General features: G+C 46.6%; 16 protein-coding genes. All 16 read right to left on the reverse strand.

The window, feature by feature from the left end:
* Window positions 1-22: 22 nt before the first annotated feature.
* The 16 genes from JOE49_RS20385 to JOE49_RS20460 all read right to left on the reverse strand — a co-directional run bounded on the left by JOE49_RS20385 (window position 23) and on the right by JOE49_RS20460 (window position 17,261).
* A complete protein-coding gene (locus JOE49_RS20385; protein ID WP_028540656.1) occupies window positions 23-634 on the reverse strand; it encodes a flavin reductase family protein in 612 nt (203 codons plus the stop codon).
* 164 nt (window positions 635-798) lie between these two features.
* On the reverse strand, window positions 799-1,581 hold the full coding sequence (locus JOE49_RS20390) for a hypothetical protein (RefSeq protein WP_209942674.1): 783 nt from the start codon (window positions 1,579-1,581) through the stop codon (window positions 799-801).
* Window position 1,582: 1 nt separating this feature from the next.
* Window positions 1,583-2,848, reverse strand: coding sequence for a multi-tm2 domain protein (locus JOE49_RS20395; protein WP_160790429.1), 1,266 nt, complete (start codon window positions 2,846-2,848; stop codon window positions 1,583-1,585).
* Between the two features lie 92 nt (window positions 2,849-2,940).
* Entirely contained in the window at window positions 2,941-3,411 is a 471-nt protein-coding gene (locus JOE49_RS20400; protein WP_023989126.1) for a hypothetical protein, read from the reverse strand.
* Complete coding sequence (locus JOE49_RS20405; protein ID WP_305954142.1) at window positions 3,408-4,082, reverse strand: RNA polymerase sigma factor; 675 nt, start codon at window positions 4,080-4,082, stop codon at window positions 3,408-3,410. The genes JOE49_RS20400 and JOE49_RS20405 overlap by 4 nt, the downstream gene beginning before the upstream one ends.
* 136 nt (window positions 4,083-4,218) lie before the next feature.
* Window positions 4,219-4,947: a DnaD domain protein gene (locus tag JOE49_RS20410; protein ID WP_348635878.1), complete on the reverse strand. Its 729-nt coding sequence runs from the start codon at window positions 4,945-4,947 to the stop codon at window positions 4,219-4,221.
* A 3-nt stretch (window positions 4,948-4,950) separates the two neighbouring features.
* Window positions 4,951-6,246, reverse strand: coding sequence for an asparagine--tRNA ligase (asnS, locus tag JOE49_RS20415; protein WP_013310674.1), 1,296 nt, complete (start codon window positions 6,244-6,246; stop codon window positions 4,951-4,953).
* 132 nt (window positions 6,247-6,378) lie between these two features.
* The gene (locus tag JOE49_RS20420) at window positions 6,379-7,575 is read right to left on the reverse strand and encodes an acetate/propionate family kinase (protein ID WP_023989129.1); all 1,197 of its coding nucleotides are present in this window, start codon (window positions 7,573-7,575) and stop codon (window positions 6,379-6,381) included.
* A complete protein-coding gene (locus tag JOE49_RS20425; RefSeq protein WP_160790358.1) occupies window positions 7,572-8,444 on the reverse strand; it encodes a 3-hydroxyacyl-CoA dehydrogenase family protein in 873 nt (290 codons plus the stop codon). Before JOE49_RS20425 ends, JOE49_RS20420 begins: the two co-directional genes overlap by 4 nt.
* A gap of 136 nt (window positions 8,445-8,580) precedes the next feature.
* A complete protein-coding gene (locus JOE49_RS20430; protein ID WP_069079759.1) occupies window positions 8,581-10,083 on the reverse strand; it encodes an AAA family ATPase in 1,503 nt (500 codons plus the stop codon).
* Window positions 10,076-10,609, reverse strand: coding sequence for a hypothetical protein (locus tag JOE49_RS20435; RefSeq protein ID WP_023989132.1), 534 nt, complete (start codon window positions 10,607-10,609; stop codon window positions 10,076-10,078). Before JOE49_RS20435 ends, JOE49_RS20430 begins: the two co-directional genes overlap by 8 nt.
* A gap of 446 nt (window positions 10,610-11,055) precedes the next feature.
* The gene (locus tag JOE49_RS20440; RefSeq protein WP_075154387.1) at window positions 11,056-11,580 is read right to left on the reverse strand and encodes a cell wall elongation regulator TseB-like domain-containing protein; all 525 of its coding nucleotides are present in this window, start codon (window positions 11,578-11,580) and stop codon (window positions 11,056-11,058) included.
* Between the two features lie 37 nt (window positions 11,581-11,617).
* Complete coding sequence (locus tag JOE49_RS20445) at window positions 11,618-12,919, reverse strand: amidohydrolase (RefSeq protein WP_209942684.1); 1,302 nt, start codon at window positions 12,917-12,919, stop codon at window positions 11,618-11,620.
* Window positions 12,906-13,559: a redox-sensing transcriptional repressor Rex gene (locus JOE49_RS20450; protein ID WP_013310684.1), complete on the reverse strand. Its 654-nt coding sequence runs from the start codon at window positions 13,557-13,559 to the stop codon at window positions 12,906-12,908. Before JOE49_RS20450 ends, JOE49_RS20445 begins: the two co-directional genes overlap by 14 nt.
* A 44-nt stretch (window positions 13,560-13,603) precedes the next feature.
* Window positions 13,604-16,471 (reverse strand): ATP-dependent DNA helicase DinG, encoded by a 2,868-nt coding sequence (gene dinG, locus JOE49_RS20455; RefSeq protein WP_053325663.1) that lies wholly within the window; start codon window positions 16,469-16,471, stop codon window positions 13,604-13,606.
* A gap of 157 nt (window positions 16,472-16,628) precedes the next feature.
* Complete coding sequence (locus JOE49_RS20460; protein WP_061829188.1) at window positions 16,629-17,261, reverse strand: tetratricopeptide repeat protein; 633 nt, start codon at window positions 17,259-17,261, stop codon at window positions 16,629-16,631.
* Window positions 17,262-17,270: the final 9 nt, after the last annotated feature.

Raw genomic sequence — 17,270 nt, forward strand, 5'->3', positions numbered from 1 at the left:
ATATGCTGTAAAAAAACGCCCCCTATTGGGGACGCTCCAGCGTGAATTGCTCTCCTAGCTTCGCATAGTTGTTCCCAGCCAAACGACTTACTGGACGCAACTCCTTAGCAATCACATACGTATTTTGATACGCTTCCTCGGACAAATGATACTGCACTACGCGTCCGATTAACAGATCACAGGCAGGTGTGTCCTCCTGACCTCCCAACGGTATAACCTGTTCCAGAATACATTCCATACGTATTTTCGCTTCTGCCACACCGGGAACTTCGATTTTTGTACTTTTGACCGGGGTAAGGCCTGCCAGTGTAACCTCACTCTCCTGCGGCAACAGACGGGAAGCCGTCACATTCACCGCTCCCACATTGTCCTCGTCTGTGATATGTACGACAAAAGCCTTATGCTCCATCGCATTACGTGCTGTATCTTTGGGTACTCCATCAACACGTTGTACGGATACAGACAGCAGTGGCGGTTCAGAAGCTACGATGGAAAAATAACTGAACGGCGCACCATTCAGCACCCCTTCGCTGCTCAAAGTCGTTACAAAGGCTACCGGCCTTGGGATGATACTTCCGGTCAACAGCTTATAATTTTCACGCCCTGTAAGCGTGTCAGGATTCAACGAAATCATTTTTCTCCCTCATTTCCGATTACAATCGCTATTCGACTGCACATCATCAAGTTTCGCCTGATAAGCAAATGCACCATTAGTTAGCGACATGGATGACATCTCAGGCTTCCCTTTCAGTATCGCGTGAATGATACGAAATGTAAAGTTGGAGCCGGAAGATCTCCCTATTTTTCAATTATATTTCCTCGGCTATCGCGCACAGTAACCGTAATTCCCTCAGGTACAGCAATCGTAACATCAAGCTGCTGCTGAGTCTGCATAAACCGTGTCGGAATTTGACCCAGTAATACATACAAGGTATCGCCGATTTGCTTGGTCTGATATAAATCTTGCCCCTTTATTTCGTCCTCTTTGCCTGTGTATACATAACTCCCGAACACATGCACCTCCGGTGAGGTGGTTGCATCAATTTTGACCGCATAAGGATCTTCTCCCTGTACAATCACCTTGGTCACTCCGGCAGGCAGTTTTTCATGCCAGTCTGGGAGAAGCCTTGTTTCCTGAACCGAACTCATTATTTCTCTGACTTGCGGAGTGATCCCCAATGAACTGACCAAGGCAAATCCGATACAGCAAAAAACCAATACCGCCGTAATAAACATACTGAATAAATCATAACGAATGCGCTCACGCGTCCCTTTCCAAGCAGTATACATTAAAATTTCCAACCCCAGCAAAACAAAAACGACAGGCCACCAGGTCAAAGCCTGGTCCAGTATGCCCGCTCCCCAAAACTTGGAGGCAAACGTTATGCCCCCCAGCAGGACGAGGAAAAGTCCCATTGACAGCCTTCCGACTTTCCACACCCCTGCCGGAGCGTTTGACGCTTTAGAGGAACTATTTTTGTTAGACGATGTACCCAATATACCTGTGGAGCCTCCTCCATCGCTATGAGGATGATGGGCTCCCTTAAAGGGAGCCTCACTCTTTGAAAACTCAGTATCCATTCTATTGCTTCTCCTTTACTCGTTTAGATTTGGAATTCCCGATCATCATCCAAATACCACCGCCAATCAACAATAAGGATACGATAATCGTCCGTAGATACATGTCAACCAAATTATAAATCTCTCCATTCGGAAACAGACGATCCAGAGTAGGAACTAGTACATTGATTAAGATGTAATAGGCGCCCAGCAATAGCAACCCCAAGCCTACCCAGCGGTGATATTGTGCAAACATACCGATCACAGGCTTGTCGATCAGCGGCTCCCGTCCATAACGGCTTACTTGCTGCAACGCATCAAAAAAGCTGTAAAACCAAACCACCGGAATCAGGAACAAAAAGAGTGAAAGATGTAGCACGTCCAGTACATAGATGCCTCCTAAAAACAGAAGCATAAGCTGGAGTCCACGCTTTTGCAAACCGATATACATATGTCCAGCACCGGGAAATACCGATAAAATGGTAGCCAGCATTTTACTCCGCCGTCCCTCGACTCTTCCATGCTCCAGTTCCTCAAACAAAGTCCGGTCCTGAAGCATTTCTCCCGCTTGTTTGCGATGTACATGCTGCACCGCATCAAACATGCAATACAGCCAAATGATCGGCAGCACGCCCGCAAACGCCAAAAATCCGGATTCGTTTGTAATGCTGGTAATAAAAACGAGGATCGCTCCAAAGCCAAAGAAAGATAGCAGAAAAGACAAACCACGCTGCATCAGCCCCAAATGAAGGTGTCCCAATCCAGGAATGAACGACAGCAAAATCGTAAAAAAGCGTTCATTCTCTGATCCTTTTTGAAAAGCAGGTGATCCTGCCATACCATAGTGTCCTTGTTGATAATGGTTATAGCCCGGGCCATATCCCATTCCTGCTCCCGGTGCATCCACATCCGCGTCTGTTGCCCCCTCCGGTACCTCTCCCGTTGAACCAGCATGTCCATAAGGCCCACTTTGCGAGTAATAACCATATGGATTGGGTCCTGCATGTGGGGGATATGGAACAGCACCTGCACGAGGATCATAACGTAATAAGCTAATAATGATATGCAGCATACTCAGCCCCCAAAAAAGAGCGGCAACAAACATACTGGCCAATAAAGGTAATTCGTCTCTTGAAACCACTGAAAAAAATAATCCTCCCGCCAGACATCCGAAAAACAAAATGGTGTATACAAACGCATTGGCTTTTCTGGTCCAGTAGTAGTGTCCCACACCGGGAATGATGTTCAATAGAAATGCCAAGAGCTTGCTTCTTTCCGCATAAGGCATCGCTACACTTCCTTTCTATTTATGGGATTTAATAAAGTCCCCATTTGAAGGTTGTTGTTTGAGTTTTTTCATCTCAGCCTTTATCCGATGATTTAGGGCTTTAATTTATCGAGCCAGGTTGTTGTAGCTCGCATGACCTCTTCACTGTAAGAAACGCGTTCTTTTGGAGGAATCGGCTTTCCATCTGTTTGCGGCATCATTTTGTCAAAGGCTCCACTGGACAACAAGATCAACGTTAGGCTTGCGGCGACAACGTAGTGAAACACAGGTTTTTCAAACCAGCGGCGTTTTTTAAACAGAACTTGATTCGGTTCAGCTTCTATCTCGGGAAGAACGGCCATTACCTGATCTGTGAAGCGCTCCGTATCCATCCAGGCAGAATAATCTTTCATAGTTGACTCCAGTTGCTCCAGTGCGACAAGATATAGCATCAGCGCCTGTTCGTCTTCCAGCAGGAGCTTTTCCAGCCGGGCAGACTCCTCTATCGTGCAAGTTCCTGCAATGTAAGCATGCCAGTCATTCGATTTCCCTTCAATCCACGGTTTATCCTGTTGGTCAGTCATTGCCATTCCTCCTCCTTCCAGTGGTTTCGAATCCATAGCCGCGCCCGATAGAGCCTCGACTCTACTGTTTTTAAAGCTACCTGCGTCTCTTCTGCAATTTGGTCGTAGGTTTTGCCCTGCATATAATAGGCTTGAATAATATCCCGATGTTGCTGGGGCAACTGGGCGATTTTTTGCGATAGTTCTTCAATTTGTTCCTCGCGAATGAGACGAGCCAGCACATCCTCATCCCGGGAAGGGAGCTGTACAAGGGATTGTGCGACGTCTATAAGCTCTGCGGGTCGTCTGTCCTGTTTGCGCTTAATATCCAGCGCTTTGTGGAGCGCAATTCGGCTCAGCCACGTTTTAAAACCTTCGTTCCGGTACTGGGGGAGAGACTTGTACACCTGAACGAATGCCTCCTGCGCGGCATCTTCTGCTTCCTTGCTGTCATGCAGTACCGAATAGGCGACATGAAATACATGCTTGCTGTACAGCTCTACGATCTCACGGAACGCCTGCCGGTCACCGGACCGTATTCGTTCAATGATTCTCTCTATATCAATGACGCTCTCCCCCTTCCCAATACTATAGACGCCAGGAAATTTCCTTCCCCTGCATATTTCAAAAAAATATTTAAAAAGGACACACCCTCCTGACGGAATGGTGTGTCCTCTATCATTAAAGCCTATTTACTCGCTTTCATTTCGGCTTAGTTCACGCGCACAGGCGATATTCCAGATTGTTCTCATTGCACATTAGCCAATTTGCAGTGACAACCTCGATACATAAGTCTACTGCTTAGCCTAAAAGACTTAGACCGATATATCAATTGCGTCCGCCACCACGGAATCGCTGGGCGTATTCTTTGGCATCCTGTGCATTACGAACACGGTTTCGGCTCCACTCCAGCAAAATGCGGTCTATATACCGGAAATGTACCTTCCCTGCAAATACCGCTTCCTTCAAAGCCAGCAAAATCAGCTCCTCGGGATACCGATCCTGATCCACCCAGCTGGTGATCGTCTCGTATTCCATCGGTGATAATGGTCGCCCAAATTCTTTCTCAAAAATCGTAAACAAATTCCGTTCTTCTGTAAGCGGGGATTCTGCTATTCCATTCAGTAAATCCAGCTTTCCTGCAAACAAAATGTCATCTTCATCGTGCTGCTCGTTACGCTCGGCGATCATACATTCTGCCAACTTACGATACAGCCCCGTCAAATTGTAACGTTCGAATTGTACGGATGAGCTGCGGTCTTCTACGGAATCGATTCTCAAAAATCCTTCTTTCATGAGCTTACTGAAATAGAGTGCGATTTCGTTCGCAGTACATCCGATGCGGGTCTGCAATTGTTCCCATGTCGGAAATTCATTACGTTCCGCTTGTTTAAAGGCAAGCAACTGCATCAGTAGCAGCATTTCAGCATCTGTCAGCCGAAGTGTCCGATAATGCTTGAGCAGGGCATAGGGAATCTGGACCATTCCGGCTTCCATAGCAAAGGCTACTCCCTCCGCCCATTCTGCCGCTGATGTCTTGTCGAATGATCCGGTCATCGGTTACGGATACAAACGATACAGCATACGTGGGAACGGAATCGTTTCACGTACATGATCGAGTCCACAAATCCATGCTACTGTACGCTCCAGGCCCAGTCCAAAGCCGGAATGCGGAACGGTACCATAGGTGCGCAGGTCCATATACCATTGGTAGGCTTCACGAGCCAAGTTATGCTCGTTAAAACGTTCTTCCATCAATGCTGGATCATCAATCCGTTGGGAACCCCCAATAATTTCGCCATAGCCTTCAGGAGCGATCATATCGGCACACAGAACAACCTCTGGACGGGTTGGGTCTGGTTTCATATAGAATGCCTTAATGTGAGTTGGCCAATGTGTAATGAACACAGGTTTGTTATATCTTTCAGCAATCGCCGTTTCATGAGGAGCACCAAAGTCTTCGCCCCATGGGATATCGAAACCTTCACCTTGAAGGAAGGCAATCGCCTCATCATACGTAATACGTGGAAATTCGCCTTGAATTTGCTCCAGCTTCGAAACATCGCGTCCGATTGTTTCAAGCTCCTTCGCACAGTTTTTCAGGACAGATTGCACGATATGGCTTACAAACTGCTCCTGAACGCGCAAGGATTCTTCATGATCCACAAAAGCCATCTCAGGCTCGATCATCCAGAACTCAATCAGGTGACGACGTGTTTTGGACTTTTCCGCACGGAAAGTTGGACCAAAGGAATACACTTTGCCCAGCGCCATTGCCGCGGCTTCCATATACAACTGTCCGCTTTGTGTCAAATACGCATCTTCATCAAAATATTTAATGTGGAACAACTCTGTTGTACCTTCTGCAGAGGAAGGAGTCAAAATAGGTGGGTCCACCTTCGTAAAGCCGTTGCCGTTAAAGAATTCCTGTACAGCACGGATAATTTCCGCCCGTACGATCAGAACAGCACGTTGCTTGGCGGAACGCAGCCACAAGTGACGATGATCCATCAGGAAATCTACACCATGCTCTTTGGGTGTAATCGGGTAGTTTTCGGTCAAATGAATAATTTCAATGCCTGTAACCGTTAATTCAAAGCCCGATTGGCTACGCGGTTCTTCACGCACCACTCCAGTAACGTAAAGGGAGCTCTCTTGAGTCAAGGATTTGGCGTCATTCCAAATATCCTCGGACACTTCGCTTTTCACGATAACCCCTTGAATATACCCACTACCATCGCGCAGTTGCAGGAACTGAATTTTACCACTAGATCGTTTATTGTTTACCCAAGCGCCGATTGTAACCGTTTCCCCTACATGGCGGCCCACTTGGGCAATCGTACTTTTATTCGTCATGACCGTCTCTCTCCTCTTAACCGAAAATCAAACAGCCCTTCCCCCTGGGTCAGGCTGTTTGCTCTCGCTGTTTGGTGCATGCGGAACTCAAACAATAGTCCGCATGCATAAAGTTTACACTTTCGAACCGAACTACTGAACCAGACGGAACGTGTCGCGGGCAATAACCAGTTCTTCGTTCGTTGGAATGATCAGTACTTCTACCTTTGAATTTGCAGTTGTAATCCGACGAGGCTCGCCAGAACGAATAGCATTCAACGATTCATCCAGCTCGATACCGAGGAATGTCAATTGCTCCAACACTCTCTTACGCAGAACGATGGAGTTCTCGCCTACACCTGCTGTAAATGCAATTACGTCTACCCCGTTCATTGCGGCAGCATACGATCCAATGTATTTGCGCAGACGGTATTCATACATTTCGAATGCTAATGTAGAATTAGCTTCGCCTTTTTCCATACCTTCTGTGATTTCACGCATGTCACTGCTGATACCAGAGATAGCTAAAAGTCCACTATGCTTGTTCAACATGGAATTGACTTCATTGACAGTCAATTCTTCTTTGTTCATGACATAAGGTACGATTGCTGGGTCCAAATCACCACTACGAGTACCCATCATAAGACCTTCCAATGGAGTCATACCCATGGAAGTATCAACAGACAAACCGCCTTGAACTGCTGTTACACTACCACCATTACCGATATGACAAGTGATAATCTTCAGGTCTTCCAAAGGACGACCAAGGAATTTGGCGGCTTCCTTACTTACAAAATCATGGGAAGTGCCGTGGGCACCGTAACGACGAACCTTATACTTATTGTACAACACTCTTGGAATGGCGTACATATAAGCTTTTTCAGGCATAGTTTGATGGAACGAGGTATCAAATACCACAACCTGTGGTACATCTGGCATATTCAATTCAGCCGCTTTAATCCCCATCATGGAAGCAGGGTTATGCAGTGGCGCCAGGTCAAACAAGCGACGGATTTCACTCTTCGCTTCAGGCGTTACAACTGCTGACTGTTTGAAGATTTCGCCTCCATGAACCACACGATGGCCCACAGCCTGAATTTCACTAGTACTGGAGATTACACCATGTTCAGCATCTGTGAGTACGTTCAGCACTTTACGGATGGCTGTAGTATGTTCCAAAATCTCGCTAACTTCAGTGTATTCTTCTTTATTGGTTGGCTTATGCGTCAGAATGGAGGAATCCATACCGATGCGCTCTACCAATCCTTTTGCCAGAACGGACTCGTCCGTCATATCATACAATTGGTATTTCAGGGAAGAACTCCCTGCATTGATTACGAGAATTTTCATATCCGGTCACCATCCTTGTCGTACTTAAAGAAGCCTTCGCCCGATTTCACGCCCAGATTACCTGCACGCACCATTTTCTTCAGTACGATGGACGGACGATATTTCAATTCGCCGAATTCACGGAACATACGCTCCAGAGCAGCCAAAACGGAATCCAGACCAAAGCGGTCAGCCATTTCCAAAGGACCGCTTTGGAAGTTATATCCGATTCGCATAGCGTCATCGATATCATCAGCGGAAGCCACGCCTTCTTGAAGTACATGGGCCGCTTCGTTAATCAGCAGACAGATAATCCGGCTTGTTACGAATCCAGGAGATTCATAAATCATGACTCCTTTTTTCTCCACTATCTCTTCCACGAACAATTTAGTGTTTTCAAATGTATCGTCCGAAGTTTTCAAACCACGAATAATTTCTACAAGATCAATACGGGATACTGGATAAATAAAGTGCATACCAATAACACGCTCAGGATACTTGGTCGAGCTAGCAAGCTCGGTCAGGCTCAGCGTGGATGTATTACTTGCAAGAATAATATTGCTTGGACACACATGGTCTAGCTCTTGGAACACTGCTTTCTTCTCGTCCAGATTCTCTGTAATAGTCTCAATGACCATATCACAGCTGCCGAGCTCCGCCAAATGAATTACTTTTTGAATACGGGATAAGATCAATTTTTTCTCAGCTTGAGTAATTGCCCACTTTTCCAGTTGTTTGTCCAGACTCGTTTCAATCATATTGTAGGCGTAGTCTAGTTTCTCTGGTGTCTGCTCTACCAGCAGCACATCGATTCCTTTGGACGCGAGCATTTCAGAAATCCCCTGTCCCATAGTGCCGCCGCCGATGACGCCGATTTTTTTAAATTGCATGATTCTTTACTCCACCCTTTCCTGGTCACTCTCATATATTGTATCCTTCTTTGTCGAAAAATACATGTTTATGTCCCAATAGATAATAATATCTTAGCACGGACTAAAAGTAAAAAAAAATAACCAGCATAAAAAATTATGCTGGTAATAAAGCATTTTCACTAAATTGACATCTAAATTGGTCTCCAGACAGAGTTTCTTCCTTCATCAGGATGTCAAGTGAGTTGTCGAACACAGGACGATGCTTTTCCAGCAGCTCCAAAGTTCGGGTATGCAGGTCAGCCATAATCTCGCCATTTTCCCGCATGAGTTCTTCTTTGGTTACCATTTCCATGTTAATAATGCCAAGTGAAGTCAAACCGGAAGTCATCATCGTATGAACGATGTTCAGCGCCTGCTCAAAATCATTACTTGAGCCAGTACTGCGACCGCCATAGTACATTTCTTCCGCCGTAGCCCCTGCGAGCGAGATCATAATTTGCTCCTCCAGGAACTGCTTGGTGTATAAATAATGCTCTTGCTGTGGATTGTGGCGCACATAGCCAAGCGCTTTCCCACGTGGGCTAAGTGCTACCTGGCTTACGCTACCGGGACGAACAATTTCGGCCATAATAGCATGTCCTAGTTCATGAATCGCTACACGTTTTTTCTCTTCCAAGGTCGATTCTCGGTCTGTCTTTTCACCCATCATCACTTTGTCAATTGCCATCGACAGATGCTTCTGCGCAATCATTTTCTGATCCTGTCTCATCGCATAGATTGCCGCTTCATTCATCACGCTCTCCAGCTGTGCGCCGGAAAACCCGTAAGATTCTTCAGCAATTTTGTCCAGATTTGCATCTTCCTGAATCGGTTTGTTTTTGGCATGAATTTTTAGAATATGAAGACGGCCCTTCTTGTCAGGCAGATCCACTTGAATATGACGATCAAAACGCCCTGGACGCGTTAAGGCGCTGTCCAGCATTTCTTTACGGTTTGTTGCCGCAATGATCAAAATCCGCGGTGTATCTGCGGAATAAATACCATCCATTTCTGTCAGTAACTGATTCAAAGTCTGATCATATTCTCGTTGCTGTCCACCCTCACGTTTACCACCAATTACATCGATTTCGTCAATAAAAATAATTGCATTTTCCTTCTTTTCCTTGGCTGCACGAGTACGCGCCTCCCGAAACAACTCACGGACACGACCCGCTCCAACACCAACGTACATTTCAACAAATTCACTACCTGAGGCTGCAACAAATACAGAATTAGTGTAGTGTGCCGCTGCCTTCGCCATCAGCGTTTTTCCTGTTCCCGGAGGACCAGTGAGCAAAACGCCTTTTAATGGACGGATACCAAACTTGGAAATTTCATCATGTCGATTCAAAAAATCCAGGGCCTCGCGCAGTTCCTGCTTAGCGCTTTCTTGCCCACCGATTTCCTCAAAAGTCAGCTTGTCCGGACCATTTTTTTTACGTTTACGCTCTTGCCCAGCACCCACGGCCAAACCGCCACGCGCATGCATAAGCATTAACAAGCCGCTGAACATCACGCCAGCAACCAGAAGAGGGATAATATTTACCCCAATAAAAACGAGAAATATAATGGTTACCGGCACAATGCCGATTAATATTTCCTTAATCCATCTAGGCATTAGGCCATACCCCCATTTGCTGAGATTGACGTGGCAAAACGATAAACTTGGTCGCTTTACCTTCGCTGAGTCGGATATAGACATTGTTCGAATCCATATCGGTATCAGCTTTGATACCCGTCTTTTTCTTTTTCATCTGCTCAACTGTAGATGAAATTTGAGTATACTTTTTATTTTCCATCGCTTCGGCCACAGGAAACATAGCCTCAGACCACCATTGATTCAGTGCTGAATTGGAACGATCTGCGATATCCAACTTAATGGTGCGGCTGCCGATGATGGATTGTCCTTTTTGCTTAACCACATCGACCAATCTGGCCACATCCGCCTGCGGTTTGAGATCTAGTTTCAATACAACCTGATCCTGTTTAATATCTATTTGAGCGCTTGTCACGCCTGGATATTGAGATACCAGTTTTTCCAGAGGACTTTGCATTGTAACCTGACGGTAAATGAACCATCCCCCAAATAGCAGCAAAGCTGCCAAAACTGCCGCCACAACGATAGGAACTGCACGCAATTTCAAACAACATCCTCCTCTCAAAATGTAAAACCCAGAAGAAACGGGACGAATGTCAACAAACAACCAAATTGCATGATCTTATAGTGATCAGCAATTCTTTTTTCTATCATTTTTGTCTATCACTTATAAAATATAGTATATCATAACGTATATCTAATATCGAAGGCAATGTGTGGAGGAGTTGTGATGAGGCAAAATCTTTGGTTATGGTGGAGGCGAGACGCTGCGTGTAGGATTTGATCTTACGATCGCTGTTGCCCGCCACAAAGATGAATTTGACCTAGGAGAGAAGATGGATAGGTAAAGATGCTTCACTGGCTTTCAGCCAGCTTTACGGCATAGCAAAACTAAAAGACGTAAATACGAATTTTGTCGTATTTACGTCTTTTTCTTGAGCTTTTAATCATTTACTAGTCATTCATTCCACATTTGCCAATCCTCACACCAGCTCAGTTATTGGGCAAAGTATATTTCACACCCGTCGCTACCCCATCTGAGAAACGATAAAAGGTGTAGTAATGATGACTTCCATCATCGTAAAACAACTGCCACACATATTCGCCATTGAACACACTCGGCTGAAGCCTTACAATTTTTGCACCTGGAAGCTGCTGCTGAATTATTGCCGTCATTTTTTGCTCATCGACTCCGTTCTTCAGCAACTCGGTGTGAACACCGCTATTATCTGCGGCAGGTACGTTAGGTTGTCCTTCCACTTTTTGAAAAGGAACCCACACCATTATATTTTCATTCTGTGCATTTTTCCCTTGAACCACCCAGTATACCTGATCCCACACAGACTTCCATGTTTGAGTCGTGCTAACCAGACCACCTGATTGCTTGGCCTTAATGATAGCAGCATTTTCCTCAGCCACCTGGTCTTGAGTAACATAGGAATAATACCAGAAAATGCTGATCAGGATCAGTATCACGGCCAAAATGGCGACCGCTATCCACTTTTTCTTATTTTTCAAACCTGTGCTTCCTCTCTAAGGGGATGTGACACCTAAATTAGCGCGACAGCAGCCCTTCAAAGGCGGCTTGTGCCTCATGTTTGATACGTTCCTCGTCCATAGTCAGGCATTCGCCGTTTTTCACAACCTGGCGACCGTCTACCCACACATGAGCCACGTCCTTGGCGCTTGCAGAGTATACCGCATGGGAAATAAGATCTGTACGCGGCAAGAAATGTGCCTGATTCAGATCCAACGCGATAAAGTCAGCCTTGTTGCCTGCTGCCAACGCTCCTACTTCTTTTAAACCAATCGACTTTGCACCGTATTCTGTTGCCAGGCGCAGCGCTTCACTTGCAGGAACTGCCGTAGGGTCACCGGATACACCCTTGTGAATAAGTGCCGCCAGACGCATTTCCTCGAACATATCCAGGTTATTATTGCTGGCAGGACCATCCGTTCCGAGAGAAACAGTAACCCCTGCACGCAGCAATTCAGGCACTCTGGCCACACCACTTGCCAGCTTCAAGTTGCTACCAGGATTATGCGAAACCGCTACACCACGTTCAGCCAGTAAAGCTATTTCTTCGTCGTTCAAATGAACGCCATGGGCAACAAGCGAAGGACGGGAGAAAAAGCCAAGCTTATCTAAGTGTGCAACTGGACGCAAACCGTAGTCGCGTACGTTTTGCTCCACTTCGGCGATCGTCTCAGACATGTGCGTATGCAGTGGCAAGTCCAGATCATGCGCAGCTTGTACGAATTTTTCAATAAACGCAGGTGGACATGTGTATGGCGCGTGCGGAGACATCATCGTTGTAATACGCCCGTCTGCTTTACCATGCCAGTTACGCGCAAAAGTCACGGCCTCAGCCAGCTTGATTCGCTGTTCTTCTTCCGAGCAAAGTCCAATTGCTCCACGCATCAGACTTGCACGAATACCTGACTCTTCAGCTACACGAGCCACCTCATCCATATGATCGTACATATCCAGGAAGGTCGTTGTTCCACCTTTCAGCATTTCCAGCACAGACAAGGACGTACCCCAGTACACGTCCGTAGATGTATACTTGGCTTCCATAGGCCACATTTTCTCCTGAAGCCATACTTGAAGTGCCAAGTCATCTCCATGCCCACGCAGCAGAGACATCGCCGCATGACCATGAGTATTAATCAGACCAGGTAAAAACAATAGCCCCTTACCATCGATCGCTTCCGTCTCTTCCTCACCCGCAGGCAAAGTTTCGCCAATATAAGTAATACGGCTATCCTCCACAATCATAAAACCATGGACTACCCCAGCTTCTGATCCATTTACGGCAAAAGAGCCGTTTTTAATCATCCATTTATTCACTGTCATATTGTGTTTCTTCCTTTCCGTCCTCCAAATAATAAGCGAGGCTAAGCAAATCAGTTGTAAAGTCTGTGGCATGAATCCGAATGTTGGCCGGTGCCTTGAGAGTAGTCGGTGCAAAGTTCAGGATCGCTCCAATTCCGCTCTCAATAAGCCTGTCAGCCACGTGCTGTGCTTCAAAATCAGGTACGGTAATAATCCCGATTCGAATGTTTTTTTCTTTCACAGTCGCTTCCAGTTCATCCATCGGTTGAACGACCAATGTATTGATCTTGGTCCCTACCTTATCCGGAAACGCATCAAATACTGCGACAATCTTCATATTGTCTTTTAAATAAGCGTTATAATTCGAAAGGGCTTGCCCCAGATTACCCGCACCGACCAATACGACATTAATTTGCTGGTCGATTTTCAGGATATGGCGTATTTTCTCAATTAGATAAGAAACATCATAACCGATACCCTTCCGACCAAAATCTCCAAAATAGGCGAGATCTTTACGGATTTGGGCCGGGTTCAAATCTAGCCTCTGTCCCAACTCTTGAGAAGAGACCGTAGCCACCTCCCGTTTGTGAAGTGCATTCAGATAACGTAAATATACGGGTAACCTCCGTACGACAGCCTCTGAAATTTTATCTGATTTCATACTTGCTCCCCCTAATTGTAACGAACATACTTAGTGTCCGTCCGTTATGCCTCTGTCTCCGGGGCGGATTGGAGCCATTCGGCGATGCGGGGCACCATTTGCTCCGATGGCATATGCTCCATTTTTGGTCCCGGTAACGAGTACAAAAAGTGCTTTCCGTAATAGGATTCGATCACACGCGTATCGTAAACGATAACGACCCCGTGGTCGCTCGCTGTACGTACTAACCGACCAAATCCCTGTTTGAAGCGAATGACCGCTTGTGGTACAGACAGCTTCATAAATGGATTCTTCTTCTGCTGCTGAAGCAGCTCGCTTTTTGCCTCCAGCAACGGGTGATTCGGCGGTTGAAACGGCAAGCGAACAATGGCCAGACAAGTCAGAGCCTTTCCTGGAATATCGACGCCTTCCCAGAAGCTGCTGGTTCCCAGCAATACAGAAGCTTTGGCTTCCTGAAAACGGCGGGTTAGCTTGCTGCGACTCCCACTGTCCACACCTTGTCCCAGCACAGTAATTTCGCTGGATGCTAAGGCCTCTTTGAGCGGCTCATACACTTGCCGGAGCATCCGATAGGAAGTAAACAGAACGAGCATTCTCCCCCGCGTCGCCTGAGCAGTCGCTCCTAGAGAGCTAACGAGCATATCTACAAAGTGTGCATCTCCTACACTGCCCTTCACGCTTGGGAAATCCCGTGGAATGACCAGCAACACCTGATCCCTGTAATTAAAGGGTGACGGGAGCTGCGAAGTCATCAGCCGCTCTTGATCTGCGGCCTCCTGCAAGCCGAGCTGATCGATCATGTACTGAAACGACTTATCTACCGATAAGGTAGCAGACGTCAGAATAATGCTTCTTTTTTTGTCAAAAAACATTTCTTTCAACTGGCGGCTCACATCGACGGGCACCGCATAAAATTGCAATGATTTACTACGGAATTGCCCACTCGCTTCGAGCCAGTATACGGTTGTTTCATCATCGAGTCGGATAAAAAAGCGCAAATTTTCTCGGATTCCCGCCAAATCCTTGAGCAGACCCGTGATATCTGTAATAAGGCTATCTGCCGCATAATCGTCATGTTCTTCCTTGACGTCCAGCATCAGCTTGTCGCCCTTACGCAAAATTTCGCTCATCGTTACATATAGCTGATTTTCCAAAGCCCCCGCCTGATCCCACTTTGCAGGCTTGGCCGAAGGTTTGAGACGGGAAGAAAACTGTCCTGTTTCACCCGGTGTCGCATCGCTTCGCTCTGGCAACATGCCAAACAGCTTGTCGCTTAGCAGGTCCCAAGTTTCCTTAACCTCTAACACGAGCGGATACATCTGATCGATGGTTGAAGCCCAATCCGCCGACTTCTCGTGCCCCGATTTTGCCAACTGTTGACGAAGTGAAGGCAGTTGTCCATTCTTGCTGTCTTTGAACAGTCGCGTCAGTGTATGCACGAGTGTGAAATATTTCATATGCATACCTAGGTGCTTACCAGCTACTTCCTCCAGGTGATGGGCTTCATCAATCACCAGATGTTCATAGCTCGGCAACAACTGGTGACTGGCTTTGACGTCTGTGAACAACTTAGAGTGATTCGTAATAACGACATCCGCTATCCCTGCTTCATGGCGTGCACGATGATAATAACATTTGCGGAACCATGGACAAGAACGACCAAGACAGGACTCTGAATCACTCGCCACCGTTTCCCAGAAATCCCCTCCACGGTTGCTCAGATTCAGTTCTTCATCATCACCGGTTTCTGTTAGCGTCAACCAGACGATCATCTGAGCCGCTGTAATTAAGTCTTCCTTCGGTGTCGCGAAGTCTCTTCTGTTTATTTTATGTTCAAACTTACGCAGACACAAATAATGTCCCCGACCCTTGAAAATAGCAGCCCGGAACGGAAACGGAATCACCTTGGTCAGCATCGGAATGTCGCGCTCGCGTAATTGCTCCTGCAGGTTGATCGTATGTGTACTTACCATAACGCGCTGTCCTTTTTTTACACTGTGATACAGCGATGGGAGCAAATAACCGAGAGACTTTCCTGTTCCTGTACCTGCTTCAATCAGCAGATGCTTGTCTTCACTCAGTGCCTGATTTACACCCTCAATCATCTGTATCTGCGCCTCGCGCTCCTCATATTGGCTCAAGGATGAACGCAAATTGTCCCGCACATCATCCATGTACTCCTCAAAGGAAACACCTGAAAGTGGATTCGGGTCATCTTCTCTACGCGGTGCAGCTAGCTCCGTCCAATCTTCCACTTTTAGCGCAAGCTGACGAAAAAACTGATGTCCCTCCAAATCCTGAATAGGATCAAGCTCTTTCTCTTCACGCACCCCATCAAGAAACCATCCAAGGTCACTGTCTTCCTCTGCAAACAAATCACTAAGCCGCTGTATCGTTATCAGAGGTAATGCTTGAAGTTCACCCAGACACTTTAAAAACACCTCAGCCGTAGCCAACGCGTCGCTGTCTGCTTGGTGAGGGCGATCATGCGCCAGCCCGAACTCAGAAGACACAAAACCCAACTGATACGAAGATAGCGATGGAAACATAATTTTCAGAAAATCCATTGTATCCAAGATTCTTCCGCTAAACGGTAAATATCCGCACCGATCCAGAGCGTTTTGCAAAAAATTAAAATCAAACGCCACATTATGACCGACCAGCACAACATCGTCCAGCATAGGCACGAGCTCCATCATCATTTCTTCAAGTGCAGGAGCATCCTTGACGTCATCGTCTGTAATTCCGGTCAATCCAGTGATAAAAGGTGGAATAGATCTGCCAGGGTTCACATAAGAGCCGTAAACACGGGAAATGCTGTTATCATGATCTATAATTGCAAGTCCGACTTGAATGATGTCATCCGCGGACTGGGTGCCTGTCGTTTCAAAATCCAATACCGCAAATTTCATTCGGGCTTAATCCTTTCTTATGACACTTACAAAAATAATAACTCTATATATTAGCATAGCAGAAGATCGCCTGTTTGGAAATTAAGACAGCCAAAAAAGACGATGCACACGCCGCCTGAGGAGGTGGGCATGCATCGTCTTACTCGGTGTCTGACAACTACATCCAGGTCATCATGGAGCTGTCGTATCGAAGCTTTTCGGTACCGGACAAACAGGCTTCCATATTGTGCAGCGGCTCGGGTAACGCAGGATCGAACTGATGTGCGAGAGCAAAACATTTTTGCGCCTCCTCTACGTCAGCCTGCTTTGCCAACAGACAGCCTAGCGCATTATAGATGACCGCCTTTAGTCCTGCCTGCTCAGTCAGGTCCAGCACCTTCTGAAAATGGCATACAGCCTCTGCTGGATCATCTAGTTGAAAATAGGCCATTCCCATATACATGCGACTCTGCCAGCTGTTCGGAAAATGCTGTAGTACCTGCTCAAATTGTTGGATCGCCTCAGGGTACATAAGTAATCGATAATACCCTTGCCCCCGATTAAAAGCTGGCAGCTCTTTTTCAGGCAGCTCAGTGTCAGACATATCGGTCTCTGCGGAAAATCCGGCCGCACGCAAGCAAACCATTTTTTCCTCAAAGGCCAGCCACTCATCCATAATTCCGTCACTCATTCTCCGCAGCAGACTCCAGTGCTGTAGCAGCTCCTGCCTGCGGGAGCCCTGGGCTGATGGGTAATGCTTCACGATATCATCTAACATGCTGTTCATTTCTGCGAATACATGCTGGAACATGTGCATCCC

The sequence above is a fragment of the Paenibacillus sp. PvR133 genome, assembly GCF_017833155.1.
GTDB classification, from domain to species: Bacteria; Bacillota; Bacilli; order Paenibacillales; family Paenibacillaceae; genus Paenibacillus; species Paenibacillus polymyxa_B.